This is a genomic window from Methanoregula sp. (assembly GCF_023227875.1).
In the GTDB taxonomy this organism is placed as follows: Archaea; Halobacteriota; Methanomicrobia; order Methanomicrobiales; family Methanospirillaceae; genus Methanoregula.
Genome location: NZ_JALOCH010000003.1, coordinates 1 through 13,439, shown reverse-complemented (window position 1 = coordinate 13,439; position 13,439 = coordinate 1). Strand labels below are relative to the sequence as shown.

Genomic DNA, 13,439 nt, shown 5'->3' with positions numbered 1-13,439 from the left:
AATCTCTTTTTGCTCGGTTTCAATCCTTGTTCTCTTGGATGAATCGCTCGAAGCCCTTGTAGGACTGCCAGCCGGTTCGTTCCACCAGTGTTTCAATCCTTGTTCTCTTGGATGAATCGCTCGAAGATCACAATCCACGAATATTATCCACGTCTGAATGGGTTTCAATCCTTGTTCTCTTGGATGAATCGCTCGAAGTGTAAGACCGCAACCTTATGCCCGGTTTGGGAAAAGTTTCAATCCTTGTTCTCTTGGATGAATCGCTCGAAGATGCTTGACGTGTGTCACGCGGCCCCGTGTTCATTAGTTTCAATCCTTGTTCTCTTGGATGAATCGCTCGAAGGACATCTTTGTCAACGCCCTGCCGGCAACCCCGGAGTTTCAATCCTTGTTCTCTTGGATGAATCGCTCGAAGAGGATACGGGCGTATTGAGCGAGAGGAACTGGGGAGTTTCAATCCTTGTTCTCTTGGATGAATCGCTCGAAGGATGTGATGGAGTTTACCGGCTGTTGTCGGATCAGTTTCAATCCTTGTTCTCTTGGATGAATCGCTCGAAGAATACATCGCTGCTGATATGTCCGTCAATGCGGGGTTTCAATCCTTGTTCTCTTGGATGAATCGCTCGAAGACTTATGCCATGATTCACCTTCCGACGGTGTTGACGGTTTCAATCCTTGTTCTCTTGGATGAATCGCTCGAAGAGTCGCATCGGTTTTTATTTTTCTCCATTGGTAGGTTTCAATCCTTGTTCTCTTGGATGAATCGCTCGAAGGCCGCGAAATTTCGCGTATTTTCCGCTTAATCGCAACCAAATCGCTTAAAATTCCCACAGGCAATTCTTCCTGCAGAATTATTGATTCCTATTTAAACATAAGAATCAGGTGCAGATTGTTGCGTAACAACAGTCAATGCACTTGTTTTTGTATTTCCCTTTGTTTGGATAAAATCCTTTGTCGATGATCTCAAGAATTTCCTGAATAATCTCAAGCCCTCGCTTAAAATCCTGTTCCGTAAACTCAAGCGTCTCAATATGATGATTGCTCCGGGTAAAACAGATGAAACCCCTCTTCACATCGCAATGGTAATTCTCCCGGATCATTATCGCATGGAGGACCAGCTGATACTTGTACGTTTCGAAGATCGTATCCTTGAACTCCGCGAATTTATATTCGAACGGAGCTGCCGTCCCATCATCGAGGAACAGGACTTCATCAACAATCCCCTTGATATGATTCTGCTTGGATGCGATGAAGACGTTCATCTCTTTTTTTGTCACGCCCAGTTTCTTTCGCAGGTAATCCGGGTTCCTGATCAATTTTTCTTCATGCACCTCACGCCCCTTCATCACTTTGAACCGCTTCTCCTCATGCTGTCGGATATCGAGACAATGCATGTAGTAGATGAAACGGGGGCAGAAAAGGTACTCCATTACGTCCGATATTGTAATGATCGTTTCAGTGTCAGTCGGCATGATCAGAAAAATTTTGTTAAGAGTTCGTCGCTCACCAGTTTCTTGTCAAAGGCCTGGCCGAGCAGTTTTACTTTCTTAAAAGAAGTGTCATCCATCGGAAACACATACACGGAATCAACCTCCGGATCTATCTCGTGCCCGCACTCCAGCGCCAGCGAATCGCGTTCATTGGAGTTCAGGTTCCCAAGAAACACGCTCTTCTGGACCCGGTACAATCCCTTGTTCAGGCAAATCCGTACCACATGGTTACGGGTTGTCGTCTTTCCAATATCGTACACCACCCAGACCATCGTCATGATTCTGTCTCCTATTTGATCAGTTTGTTTGCGATAGTGTGGCACTCCATCTGGATCGTATTCCGGATCTTCACGTTCCGTCCCCGGTAATCGATCTCCTTGTCGAGCATCTCGTTAATGGCACCGATAAGGACTGCCTTTCCCTCCTTGTTCATGTAGAGGCCGCCGGGAATGGGATCAAAATACTTCTCATTGACCTGCCGCTTCATGAAGAGATTGATTACCGTTTTATCGATGTGAGCCCGGAATAATTCGATGAGATCGAACACGAACGAACGCTTATTGTAATTGTCCGTGTGCAGGAACCCGACATAAGGATCGAGCCCCGCGATGATGCACGAACGCTCGACCTGCGAGTAGAGAACGCCATACCCGTAGTTCAGCAGGCAGTTGAACCCGTCGCGTGCCGGGTCCCGGCTCCGGCCCTTGAACTTCCATGCATCGGGCATAGTGCTGTTGATCGCATCGAAATATGCCTGCGATGCCATTCCCTCAATTCCCATGATCGACCCGCGCTTGTGATCGAGCGTCCCCTTCATATGTTTCAGGGATTCGAGCAGGACTTCCATCCTCGCAATATACTGTTCCAGCGTCTCTTTCTGCTCGGGCCGGTTCTTCTTTAAGTCCTTGAGGAGATTGATCTGATCTTCGATCTTCCGGGAGATCCATTCACGCGCAAGATAAAACCCGGTATCCTCGTTCGCGGCCTCAAGCTGGCGGCGGCGGATCAGCGTCGTGCTGCCGAGCTTTGAGTGCCACACGCGCCCGTACGGGTTGCCGAAGTAATCCAGAAAAATAATATCGATATTGTTCTCAACCGCAAACTGGATCGCGTCGGTTGTAATCGTGGCAGAGGTAGTGATGAGAATGCTGTCGATCTTGTCAGCCGAGACTTCGAAAGTCTTCTCATCGGTCTTCACGAGAAAACAGTTGTTGGATTTCTTCAGGAACGATCCCCGGGTGTTGATGACGAGCTGCATCTGCCTTCACCCGATATTTCCTTTCAGTTGCCGTACTGCGCCGAATCCCCGCGAGACAGATTTGCCGATGCCAAGCAGGTCAGGGATCAGGAAATTTACCTGGAATTTCCCGGTAAAAGTCATGACGCTGACATCTTTCAAACGGTCTTTGCGGAAAGTGACCTGCGCGTCGCATTTGATCTGGCCCGGCACTTCGTAACCCAGCGATTTTGACATCGAGATGAGATTGCCGATCAGGATCTTCCGGATAAATTCGTCCCGCTCGGAAGTTCCTTTGAGTGCATAGTACCTCCGGTAATTCTCCTGGTTCAGCGCGAGCCACGGGGTTGCGAATTCATACGAACGGATCTTCTCCGAGATCTCGAACTCTTCATCCTTCAGCGCGATGCCACGCTCAACGATCTGGTATGTGTTCTCACCCAAGCGGATTTCCTGGTAGTCATCGAAGATCTTTTTGAGAATTTCTGCGCCTTCATTGATGCCGATCACGGTGGGCACATTGCCGATCATCTTGTACTGCACGAGCGGGTAACTATAGATGAATTTGTCTGCGTTATGATGATGGAGCTCGGCATATTCGTTGAATTTTGTTGCGAAGAATCCACGGAGTTCGTGGGCGGAGCCGTGGATGGGCCGGGTGGAGCCGAGGGTAAGCGTGAAGGTGTGGAGGATCATATGATCAGGCTCGATAATTCCGTATCATCAGCAAACGATGCACCGATTTCAGCATCATATTTCATTTCACAAAATGTGATGTCGTCAACGATTTCTTTGTGTTTCCGGACATACCAGTATGGCATCTTTACTTCATACAATCGCCTTTTGGGGGGCGGAAATCCGGGTGCAGTTACCTTCCCTCTGAATTGAGCGGGGATAACTGGAACCTGAAGATACTCCACTCTCCGGGTTTTATCTTCGAATTTATTCGGATTATCAAAAATTCCCATAAGAGTCTCGTGAACCTCTGCATATCGTTTACTTGCATCGACGAAGTGTTCTGATCCTTCTATATCAGTACCTTTGTACACCGTCTCCACAATTGAGATCAGATCGGATTCTGTCAATTCCGAATGGGAATTTTTAAAATTTTCAAACGATTGTGATAACAACCCTGTTGAATTCTGATCATAAATCCGATCAGATGTTTTCGAATGACGATAAATATAGATCCAGCTGTTGGTTTTCGTCCGTCTCCTGTTGACCCGCCCCGCCCGCTGGACGAGTGCATCCGGGGGAGCACATTCGGTATACATAACATCGAAATCAATGTCCAGAGAGACTTCGACAACCTGCGTTGCGATCAGAAGTCGCGCATCATCGATCCCGATCTCTTTTATTCTGCGATCATCGAACGTGAACTTTGAATGATAACAAATCGGATCAAGATGGCGGAGTTTTTCATATAATTCCTGACACTTCGCCACATTATTTACAACGACAAGAGTTTTTTTCCCGGCAATTACCGATTGCTCGATATCCGGAATGGCATCGTCAATGGTTTTTTCGACCGTCTGGAAACGGTTCCGGCATGATGCGAGTAAGGATTCATCACGTATAATTTTTGCATCGGGAAGGGCTCGTTCAAATAAATCGATTAAATATTTCGGGAGGGTCGCACTCATGAGCATGAACCGCGTTCCCATTTTTGAGAAATGTTTCAGGGATTCAATGATGAGACCCAAGGTCCAGGGCTCATACGAATGGATTTCATCGATGATCACAACGCTGTTGGCAGCATTGGCTTCAATGAGTGTCCATTTACCGGAATTGAATCCGGCCATAAGGAGTTGATCTACTGTTGCCACCGTTGCAGGCTTGATGAACGATTTATCAAAGAGAACTGTTCTCCCCACAGACTCTTCCTCATTCTCCATCAGGAATGTGGCTGTGGAATGTGACAGCCCAACGTTTCCTTCACCAAAATATTCTTCCATCCGCAGGAATATGCTGTTGGCCGTGACCATGGTGGGAAGCAGATAGATAAGTTTTGCATCCTGCATTTCACGCATATTATTCAGTGCCCAGAAAAGTGCAGCTTCGGTCTTGCCACTTCCTGTTGGAGCAACAGCAATCACATGTCCTTTCGTATCAGCACATTCCTGCTGGAAGGGACGGAGATTTGAAAACGCGATCTTTTTTTCAGCACAATGGTGCTCGATATGTCTGAAAAGGTCGTCAGCATCATTCTTTATCGAGTACGGTATCTCCGTTCCGGCAGATCCGAGCCAGTCAGAGTAATGAAGAATTGCTTTCAGTAATGAGTACGTTGTCCGAACCGAATCTGGATTGGTTTCACTCTCAAAAAGTTTGGTAAAAATACCATCATAACCGATTAATTTACTCACTTCTTTGTATGGATCGTAATCATGAACCGGGATTTCGGGAAGTGTGTATCCTTCAGTTTGAAAAATTTCTCCTGCAAGGGATAACGCGGAGATTATCCCTTCCTTGTATATAGGGGGTTTTGTACTTACTGCTTCACGGTGAAAGGAATCAAGAGATGGATCAATTCGCTTATGATGTCCCAACACTGCAAGTGCTTCAAGTGGAATCTTTCCAACGAGATTGTTGCCCTCTTGTGAGGATAATGCCATCGCGCCACGGAATACGTAACAATAGGATTCCAGTTCATGACGGTAATTTTCCTTATAATCAAAATTACGGCCATCCCTTTTTGCGTTCATCATTTCTTGGAACGGAACAATATTTTTCCCGATATCATGAAGAACTACAGTTAAAAGTGAACTTTTCAAAAACCGGTCTTCACTGAAACCAAAGCGCTGGCTTGTTCGTTTGATCAGGTTTCTCTTCGCAGAAACTGTAGATTTCCATGCATGATATGCAGCAGTGATATGCTGATCATATGTCTGATCTGGCTTGGCCCAAAAAATTTGAGAGGTCATTGAAGGACAACCGCTTTGCCATCGATATTATAACCGGCTATCGGGTTGGAAAGATTGATAGGTGTGCTGATAAACGTAAACGGTTTTCTCTCGACAACACGTCGCTCATCTCCATGAAATTCAAATTTTGTTGGCAAAAGAAAAACCTGAGGAGTGTAAAGAGTCTCGGTAATCGGAGTCTGTCTCAGGTCAATACTGTGTTTACAGGACTTCGATAAATCTCCCGGAATTACTGTATTCTCAAAGCGAATAATTTTTTCAGATTTGAGTTCCCTGATCTCGGAAATGTCACAGATCTTCAGCAGGTCATCACTGTTACCTGCGGTCAATGCATATACCGGACATTTGAAAGAGTTTTGTAATTGCCTGAGTGGTTTGGGATCTTCTGAGGCAAAATAGAAGGTAAAATCATTGGAGTAAAGGAATTCCCGAATGAGAATACTATAATGCATTCGATTCTTGATCTCTTCCACTGAATATTCTTTATTGCTCAATTTCCGGTAATTCCAGAGATCCTTCATTGTCCCTTCATGGGTCCCGTAAACGCTGACAAGGATATTGTTCTGATCAACAAATGCATGCGCATCATCCAGACGATTTCCGAGAGCCGCACCAATCATGCCGATGATAGCAGTCTTCGGGGGTAGCGGGAGGGTCTGATGAAACGTGTGCGTTTCCGGGACCCGGAATGATGCCGTGATTGCTTTTGCCGTAATTGAGAAAGAGAACATGTGCATCTCTTAATCAGGAATAATATTCATCTACCCACTTTGCCATTTCATCGAAGGCATCGCCAATAGATTTTGCGCCATCAACAGATCCTTCGAAAAATCCCTGACGTACGCCAATAGATTTTGCGCCATCAACAGATCCTTCGAAAAATCCCTGACGTACGCCAATTGTCGAGGCAACAATTTCTTTTTCGTAATCCTTGATTGTCTCTGCAATCATCCCGGTATTGAGCTTCTTACCTTCTACCTGAATGCTTTCAAGGAAGATCGGGTTTTTTGTTTTCAACATGGCCGATGCAACAAATTTGGGTGCAATGTCAGCCAGGAACCGGCTCTGGCGCCCTGAAGCCCAGAGGTTCTTAATCGCGCTAAGCAGATCTTTCACCCTTTGTGCTTTTTCTTTTTTATCTAGATCTTTTCCATCGAACCCATCGCCATTACCAACGCGATCAAGTTCTATGAGGATAGATCCACGGTAAAGACCAGAATGAATTTCGGTCTCGAAAATATTTGGATCTCCACCGGCTTTCGTACCCATGTAGTTTGTCCCGAAATCGAGATCCCCTTGATAAGGATTCAGGGCAACAAGGGGTGAGACACGGACAACTGACGTGCGTTTGGTGGCTTTGCCTTTTTTCCCTGCGGTAGCTTCTTCAGTTCCCATGTAACCAAAAAGATCGTCATCGATATAGGTACCTGGTTCCTGTTTTGTTGTTGCGGCACCTTTAGCGATTTTCGCTGCCTCGCCCTCTGAAAGTGTTCGCCCAAGAACTTCAAGTTGGTTTCTTAATGCTCTCCGAACGGCTTGTGACGATACATACGGATAGTCTTCTTTACCGACTTTGATCTTTTTAATGCTCGAAATGTTGTCTGCTTCCTTGTCTGAACCGTTCAGTGATGCAAATGATACGGGTGTCAGATAGGTCAGAGTGAGTGCCTTTGCTGTTTTCATTATGCTGCCTCCGCTTTTACTTTTCCACCGGTTTCAACAGGTGCCGGGTTCCCTGCATTATACGTGTTCAATGCTGCGATCATGCAGAACTGTTTGAATTCCGTGAAATTTTCCTCCATTTTTTGACCTTGGTTATAGAGATCTGCACTGACTTTTGTTCCATATTTCATCTGGATGCGATTGATCTCATTAAGGAAATCTTCAGGCTTCCGGGTTTTCCTCAGTCTGAAGAGATCCCCCTTGCCTTTTTTCCCGCTCGGTGCAATACTCATTCCAATAGTCTTTCCGACACTGACTGCGACATCGATAATTTTTTGATCCATGTGTGTATCTCCTTCCCGGATTGCTTTTTCATATAAAATGACAAAATCATTCAATGGCCAGATGTTCTGGGTTTCCGATTTGTTAACCCTGAAGACGTGTTGTTCAACAAGTGAGACAATGCTCTGTTTTTTTAAGATATTTTCACATACACGATTTCTTGTAAGCGTTGCATTTTCCAGTTGTTTGTGTTTAATTTTTTCAAAATCTGCTAACTGATGCATAACCACAGATATATTGATTTTATTTCGTTCGAGATGATCGAATAACCTGAAAAGGTACACCGATTCATGGAACGGCCATATCATCTTCCCCATTTGTGCATCGCCAAGGGACTCTGTATACACAACAAGAAAATCAAGCGGTGAATTGTTCAGGTTCACATCATAGAGTGCTTCGTAATCAAGTTCATAATCATCTTCATCTGCTGAAGATGACGTTCGTTTAGTCATGAGGACGCGATACAGCGAATACAGAAACGTAAAAAATTGTTCATAAGGTTTCTGGAAATATCCCCCGAGTTTGTTATCAAAATTTCTCATAAGGTGGGGATCATCAATTTTTGTTGTAGTCAGACTCTGGAAAACATCGTTCATTTTTTCCAGGCTGGCTGAATAGGGGAAGTAAATATGGGTGGTATCCATACTCACATTGTAAAAACCGGTAACTGGGACAAATTTTGCGAGAAAATCACATTTCCAGCATACTTTTTCTGCACTGCTGCCAATCGTATTGAATGAAAGGACACCAGACGATCCGGTAATAAACGGAAAAACGGTTCCTCCAATATCACTGAGCGAATGTGATTCCTGCCCACAGATGAAGCAACGACCTTTTGATTTCCCGGACAACTTGTCAATGTGTATTGAAGGAGAGACAATATTCTCGCCATCAAGAAGTAACGATGCACCAGGTTTTAATTTTGTATCAGCCAGAAATTTTTCGAAACGATCCTGATGATGGGCATATTTTTCTTCGAGTTGTGGATATTGTTGTTTCTTTTGTGATTCGTTGGATTTTACAAATTTTGCGATGCCTTTATTTTTGTAACTCTGTCCAGAAATTTTCACGAGTCCAGCAATTCCCATCGGTTTAACTTTGGGGAATCGGATAAATTGACCATTACTTGTATCCAAATAGAAGCCAGCATTTTTCTCTTTCTGACTTTGCGAAGATGTATTATAATAATCCTTGAGCAAACGATCGTACGCTTTTTGCAGAAATGCCTGAACATCTTTTTCTGATCCTTTGAACGAAACTCCAGAATCGTTGAGAATTATTTCAACACCGGATTCTTTGAATTGTTCTTTGTGAGCAATCCGGTAGAGCCCCAACAACCCGGCGTCCATCCAGAAATGATTCAGTTTTGGAAAATGTATTTCGATAATGGATTCACTCAAAGAAATCACGACACTAAATATTTTTTATTTATCTTCTCACCGTTATACCACGATCTTTCATTAACAACACCACACGATAAATATGTTGATCTGCACCGTGAAAGTGATGAAAATCGTTAACCGGTATCTCTCACCCCCCCCCCGCACAAACCTTCATGACTCCCGGCACGATACGTAATGTACGGTATGACAACCATCAAAGCAAAAGTCATCGACGATTTCCATCTGGAACTTGAGAAGGGCATACCCACAAAAACCGGCGATGAGGTCTTTGTAAAAATCGTGTATCAAAGTCAGAAGGACTTTCATACACGTTTGATGAAAATGCCCGAAGCATTTTCATACCAAATCATAGAGAAAAAACCGGTAACATCGCTCCGTGGCGCGTGGGGCTGCGATGTGGACAGTGCACACTTTGTCGATACCCTCCGTAAATCCCGGAACATCGAACCGCTATGATTTTTAATACCAGCATCTGCGTTGACGTGCTCCGGACCAACGGCCCGGAGCGATCGTTCGCATTGTTCGATTAGTTTTTCTGATGAGAAAAACACCGGGATCGTTTCTGTCATCACGGTTGCCGAGCTTAGTGCAGGTGCTGCGCTCTCCCACCATCAAGGATGCACAAAAGAAAACAGATGAGCTCCTGGCGTACCTTCGGATTGTTGATCTCAATGAGACGGTTGCTATAACTGGCGAAAAAATGTATGCAACCCTTTTTAAAGAGTGGTCGAACGATCGAGTTCGATGATTGCCTGACTCCACGTGAGCAAATAATTTCAATCCTAAATTAGTCCGCTTCAAACGAGTGCTTATAGTTTATGTACTTTTTACCCGGGATCTCGCATTCATGAACCTGAACCGGACTTCTGAAACAGATCACGGCCTCATCGTGAACGCCCGTAATGATCCGGAACCCGCGCTCCCTGCCGACGAACAGGATCGCAGCGAGGCACTGGTATGAAAAAAGTAAATCGGGGAATACGTTATTCGACAACCTTCGCCTTATGCCCTTTCCGGTGAGCAGGGCGAGCGATCTTTTCGGACACTGCTCCCAGTATCTCATCGGCATGAACCAGCTCTTCCCGTGTCGGGAGGGTTTTTTAGCTTCCTGAACCTGACGCCGTCAGTCCAGACAAAACGCTCCTGATGTTGTTTGGTCATGGTCAGATCACAGTTCTCTCTCAACTACTATACTTATAGCGATTGATGCCGGAATTACCGGTCAGTCCCGCGCCCTCACCACATTCACGAACCTCAAACCCGGAACTGTTCCGCACTCCGAACCCGGTACCGGATTACCCCGGGGAGGGGAGCCCCCATGTTTAAATAATCCGGGATGAATATCAACTGGTACGTATGACGGAAACGCTGGAGACCGTTGTCAGGAACAGCGATCATCTCGATATCCCGCAAAAAATAAAAGAGAGCCTCCGCATCCGGGAAGGAGACCGGATACGCTGGACCTACGAAGGCGACCGTCTGGTCGCAGTGGTGATCAAAAAGAAAAAAGGGAAACTGGCCTCGCTTGTGGGAAAATTCAGCGGAGAAGCGACGGACTCAGTAATAACGCATAACCTCACGGGAATGCATTAAATGGATGCATTTATCGACTCCGTGATTCTCATTGGCGCATTTTACCGGAACGATCAGTGGCATGCACAGGCAGCTCCCATAATCAATGAAATCGATGCCGGATCCAAAGGAGCATAATATCACCGATTTTATCCTTGCAGAAGTACTCAACTTCCTCCACCAGAAAGCGGGTCACGCTGCGGCAGTAGAAACTCTTCTCGCGCTGGAAGCAGCAGAGAATATCAACCATATACGGATAACCGATACCCAGTTCGCAGCCGGGAAAGCGTTCTTTGAAAAATATTCCCGGCTGTCTCTTGTCGATGCACTCACAGTCGCGTGCATAAAAGATCTCGAGATAGCCCGCATATACTCTTTTGATTCCGATTTCGACGGGATAGAGGGGATTATCCGTCTTACCTGCCCTTCGGGAGACTAACGAGCGCCAGGATTTACTTGTTCCAGCAGGTTATCCCGGAAATTCCATTCCGGATCCCTTCTAAAAAAATCCGGTGAAACGATTCGCCCCGTCACCGCCGCTTCCCTTTCCGGGACCGGGACGAAACCATCGCCCCCAGCCATCCAAGAGCGCCCGGGGTCTCCTTCCAAACCCGTCGGTTGTCAAGGGTATAGACAATGGCCTCGCTCCGCTCCCCCCGGCTCATACAATCCGGGTGACGGGCAGGGAGATCTTTTTTCCCAAGAAGATACCGTGGAACAAACGGGTTTTCTTCGATCGCTTCCCGCAGGCATACCTCGGCCTCCATACTTTTTCCCTCCTGCCGGAATTTCAGGAGCGCCCGTGAGTACAGCCAGACCGCCGAACCGTCGTTTTCGTATTCCTCAAGGAGCCCCTCAAGTGCCGCATGATCCCCCTTCTCCAGAAAGCAGGTCGCCAGCTCGTAGCGGGCCCCCTGGTTATCGTTCGGGTTGAGCCGGAGGAGATCGGTAAAAATGTCAATTGCACGATCCCGCTCGCCTATATCCCGGAGGAGCAGGGCAAGCGCGAACCGTGCACGCATGTACGGGCGTGTCTCAAAGACGAGCCAGAAATCGCCGACGCATTCCCTGAACACCCGTTTCCCCAGCACCCGCTCCCCGGCACGCACTCCCTCTTCGAGAAGGCGGAGCGCCTCTGCGTTGTCCTGCTCGGCATCGGCAAGAATGACATAAGCATCGGCACAGTCCTTTGAGATCGATAATGCATGGAGGGCAAGAGATGTGCGTTTTTTTCCCGAAGTCTCACTGGCCTGGAGAATGAGCTCATATGCCTCTTCAGGTACCGCTCTCATGATTGTCACTTCTCCTTAACTACATTCACGAACCTCAAACCCGAAACTGTTCCGCTCCCCAAAGCCGGCATCGAGCCCGAATTCAATCACCCGCCGCTGCACGTCATCCATGTGGCTCCAGGAAAATTCCCACAGGCTTCCGGCCGCACCGTAACTTTTCCCGTCAACAATGTACCGGGTATGCACGGTTTTTTTAAACAGGAATTCCTGGAACAGGGGATGATCCGCGATTGACGTACCGTACGACTGGTTGTATTTCCTGGTAAGATTCTCGGTCAGCTGCTTAATGAACGCCTCAAACGAGATCTGCGGGCGCCAGTACACGTACCGGAACCTGCGTTCCTCTTCGGGAACTGCATAAAGATCGTAATTATACTCCGGGATACGCAGGAGGATCGGCGTCGCACAGATGATCCTGACCGGTCCGGTCCCGAGCGGGGTCTCAAGCGTTCTCACGCCATCGAGCGCAAACGCACAGTCGCCGATATGGATTTCCCGTTCTGTATGGTTCGTGGTAAGATGCTGCGCGAGGCGTTCAATGATCGTTTTACCCGGTGATGCGATCATGAAGTGCCGCACGTCTCCTTCCAACAGGTCTCCGAACGGGAAAATGTTGGAGAAGCAGAACGGTTTGTACCCCGGCTTATCGTGCAGCAGGGGAAAACCGGACTCCTGCAATAATGAATAGACAAAACCCTGGAGTTTGTGGTATTCCAGCGAGACGTCTTTCTGATCGTTTTTTGATATGAACCGGAGCAGGAGGCGCATGATCATGAAATTATTTTTAACAACGAAATAATATGCCCCATAAAATCATTAAACTGCCATTGCAGTTCAAATAGTATATCTGGATTATTCCATGGCGGGTCGGGCGGTCCACTTAAGAAATATTTTAATCCAACTCAATCCGTAATTCAACAATCTTCCCTTTACCGCACCGTACGATAAACATAGCGAATCGCACCGTGAAAGTGAACAGGATTTTCCTCAATAGATTCTACAGGCCCGGCAAAGGGATTTGATTAAAACAAAAAATCCGGTTCACCGATCCCAAAAGGGAACCGGAGACACACATTCTGAAAAAATGTCGCCACAACATCGGCCCGGACAAATACCCCCGGAATAATTAATAATGTATAATGTGTACATTACACGTATTACCATGACAAAAGCAGAACGCCAGGTTGCAGATGCCCGCCACACCGGATCCCCGGCACCGGTGCAGGGGAAAGCACGGAAACTGGCGCATGGCGTTCAGGTCAGGGAACTCCGTGCCCCGATGCAGGTTCTTAAGCCAACAAAACAGTGGCTCGACCAGATTATCGAGGAGAAACAGTTTAAAACCTACGATGATGCGATCATGTTCCTGATCATGGAACGGCAGAAACATCTCCCCTCGGGATTTGGAAAGTTCCCGGACCTGCCTGAGTACGTGTGCAGTGGAGAGGATTAACATCGTCATCGTTCTTGATACGTGGGCCTGGGTTCACTACTGGCAGGGGGATATGCGGGTTCAT

The 13,439-nt window shown here is 46.7% G+C and carries 14 protein-coding genes and 1 CRISPR repeat array (1 of these 15 running past the window's edge); of the genes, 4 read left to right on the top strand and 10 right to left on the bottom strand.

The window, feature by feature from the left end; genetic code table 11:
* Window positions 1-773: direct repeats of the CRISPR family, unit length 37 nt; unit sequence GTTTCAATCCTTGTTCTCTTGGATGAATCGCTCGAAG (it extends 3,964 nt beyond the left edge of the window).
* 105 nt (window positions 774-878) lie between these two features.
* From cas4 to M0R30_RS03820, 8 genes are read right to left on the bottom strand one after another with little or no spacing between them, the layout of a single operon-like run.
* Window positions 879-1,472: a CRISPR-associated protein Cas4 gene (gene cas4, locus M0R30_RS03855; protein ID WP_292543564.1), complete on the bottom strand. Its 594-nt coding sequence runs from the start codon at window positions 1,470-1,472 to the stop codon at window positions 879-881.
* 2 nt (window positions 1,473-1,474) lie between these two features.
* Window positions 1,475-1,768 carry a CRISPR-associated endonuclease Cas2 gene (gene cas2, locus M0R30_RS03850; RefSeq protein WP_292543562.1) on the bottom strand — a complete coding sequence of 98 codons (294 nt, stop codon included), beginning with the start codon at window positions 1,766-1,768 and terminating at the stop codon, window positions 1,475-1,477.
* Window positions 1,769-1,779: 11 nt separating this feature from the next.
* Complete coding sequence (gene cas1 / locus M0R30_RS03845; protein WP_292543559.1) at window positions 1,780-2,748, bottom strand: CRISPR-associated endonuclease Cas1; 969 nt, start codon at window positions 2,746-2,748, stop codon at window positions 1,780-1,782.
* Window positions 2,749-2,754: 6 nt separating this feature from the next.
* A complete protein-coding gene (locus M0R30_RS03840) occupies window positions 2,755-3,423 on the bottom strand; it encodes a CRISPR-associated endonuclease Cas6 (RefSeq protein WP_292543556.1) in 669 nt (222 codons plus the stop codon).
* Window positions 3,420-5,651 carry a CRISPR-associated helicase Cas3' gene (gene cas3 / locus M0R30_RS03835; RefSeq protein WP_292543553.1) on the bottom strand — a complete coding sequence of 744 codons (2,232 nt, stop codon included), beginning with the start codon at window positions 5,649-5,651 and terminating at the stop codon, window positions 3,420-3,422. The genes M0R30_RS03840 and cas3 overlap by 4 nt, the downstream gene beginning before the upstream one ends.
* Window positions 5,648-6,382, bottom strand: coding sequence for a CRISPR-associated protein Cas5 (gene cas5, locus M0R30_RS03830; RefSeq protein ID WP_292543550.1), 735 nt, complete (start codon window positions 6,380-6,382; stop codon window positions 5,648-5,650). Before cas5 ends, cas3 begins: the two co-directional genes overlap by 4 nt.
* Window positions 6,383-6,395: 13 nt before the next feature.
* Window positions 6,396-7,334: a type I-B CRISPR-associated protein Cas7/Cst2/DevR gene (gene cas7i / locus M0R30_RS03825; protein ID WP_292543547.1), complete on the bottom strand. Its 939-nt coding sequence runs from the start codon at window positions 7,332-7,334 to the stop codon at window positions 6,396-6,398.
* Complete coding sequence (locus tag M0R30_RS03820) at window positions 7,334-9,004, bottom strand: hypothetical protein (protein WP_292543545.1); 1,671 nt, start codon at window positions 9,002-9,004, stop codon at window positions 7,334-7,336. The genes cas7i and M0R30_RS03820 overlap by 1 nt, the downstream gene beginning before the upstream one ends.
* Before the next feature lie 237 nt (window positions 9,005-9,241).
* On the opposite strand from M0R30_RS03820, the gene M0R30_RS03815 reads away from it, so the two are divergent.
* The 3 genes from M0R30_RS03815 (at window position 9,242) to M0R30_RS03805 (ending at window position 11,069) form a co-directional block, all read left to right on the top strand.
* Entirely contained in the window at window positions 9,242-9,514 is a 273-nt protein-coding gene (locus tag M0R30_RS03815; RefSeq protein ID WP_292543542.1) for a hypothetical protein, read from the top strand.
* Between the two features lie 900 nt (window positions 9,515-10,414).
* On the top strand, window positions 10,415-10,651 hold the full coding sequence (locus M0R30_RS03810) for a hypothetical protein (protein ID WP_292543539.1): 237 nt from the start codon (window positions 10,415-10,417) through the stop codon (window positions 10,649-10,651).
* A 94-nt stretch (window positions 10,652-10,745) separates the two neighbouring features.
* Window positions 10,746-11,069: a PIN domain-containing protein gene (locus M0R30_RS03805; protein WP_292543537.1), complete on the top strand. Its 324-nt coding sequence runs from the start codon at window positions 10,746-10,748 to the stop codon at window positions 11,067-11,069.
* A gap of 91 nt (window positions 11,070-11,160) precedes the next feature.
* On the opposite strand, the gene M0R30_RS03800 is transcribed toward M0R30_RS03805, so the two are convergent.
* Window positions 11,161-11,922: a tetratricopeptide repeat protein gene (locus M0R30_RS03800; RefSeq protein ID WP_292543535.1), complete on the bottom strand. Its 762-nt coding sequence runs from the start codon at window positions 11,920-11,922 to the stop codon at window positions 11,161-11,163.
* Between the two features lie 15 nt (window positions 11,923-11,937).
* A complete protein-coding gene (gene cas6, locus M0R30_RS03795; protein WP_292543532.1) occupies window positions 11,938-12,690 on the bottom strand; it encodes a CRISPR-associated endoribonuclease Cas6 in 753 nt (250 codons plus the stop codon).
* 394 nt (window positions 12,691-13,084) lie between these two features.
* Between cas6 and M0R30_RS03790 the strand changes: the two genes are divergently transcribed.
* Entirely contained in the window at window positions 13,085-13,375 is a 291-nt protein-coding gene (locus M0R30_RS03790; protein WP_292543529.1) for a hypothetical protein, read from the top strand.
* Window positions 13,376-13,439: the final 64 nt, after the last annotated feature.

What these genes read in the sequence shown, in the direction of transcription:
- M0R30_RS03815 (WP_292543542.1), top strand. Translation starts at nt 9,242, where the DNA reads ATGACAACCATCAAAGCAAAAGTCATCGACGATTTCCATCTGGAACTT.
- cas3 (WP_292543553.1), bottom strand. Translation starts at nt 5,651, where the DNA reads ATGACCTCTCAAATTTTTTGGGCCAAGCCAGATCAGACATATGATCAG.
- M0R30_RS03810 (WP_292543539.1), top strand. Translation starts at nt 10,415, where the DNA reads ATGACGGAAACGCTGGAGACCGTTGTCAGGAACAGCGATCATCTCGAT.
- M0R30_RS03800 (WP_292543535.1), bottom strand. Translation starts at nt 11,922, where the DNA reads ATGAGAGCGGTACCTGAAGAGGCATATGAGCTCATTCTCCAGGCCAGT.
- M0R30_RS03790 (WP_292543529.1), top strand. Translation starts at nt 13,085, where the DNA reads ATGACAAAAGCAGAACGCCAGGTTGCAGATGCCCGCCACACCGGATCC.
- cas6 (WP_292543532.1), bottom strand. Translation starts at nt 12,690, where the DNA reads ATGCGCCTCCTGCTCCGGTTCATATCAAAAAACGATCAGAAAGACGTC.
- M0R30_RS03805 (WP_292543537.1), top strand. Translation starts at nt 10,746, where the DNA reads ATGCCGGATCCAAAGGAGCATAATATCACCGATTTTATCCTTGCAGAA.
- M0R30_RS03840 (WP_292543556.1), bottom strand. Translation starts at nt 3,423, where the DNA reads ATGATCCTCCACACCTTCACGCTTACCCTCGGCTCCACCCGGCCCATC.
- cas5 (WP_292543550.1), bottom strand. Translation starts at nt 6,382, where the DNA reads ATGTTCTCTTTCTCAATTACGGCAAAAGCAATCACGGCATCATTCCGG.
- cas2 (WP_292543562.1), bottom strand. Translation starts at nt 1,768, where the DNA reads ATGACGATGGTCTGGGTGGTGTACGATATTGGAAAGACGACAACCCGT.
- cas4 (WP_292543564.1), bottom strand. Translation starts at nt 1,472, where the DNA reads ATGCCGACTGACACTGAAACGATCATTACAATATCGGACGTAATGGAG.
- cas1 (WP_292543559.1), bottom strand. Translation starts at nt 2,748, where the DNA reads ATGCAGCTCGTCATCAACACCCGGGGATCGTTCCTGAAGAAATCCAAC.
- cas7i (WP_292543547.1), bottom strand. Translation starts at nt 7,334, where the DNA reads ATGAAAACAGCAAAGGCACTCACTCTGACCTATCTGACACCCGTATCA.
- M0R30_RS03820 (WP_292543545.1), bottom strand. Translation starts at nt 9,004, where the DNA reads ATGGACGCCGGGTTGTTGGGGCTCTACCGGATTGCTCACAAAGAACAA.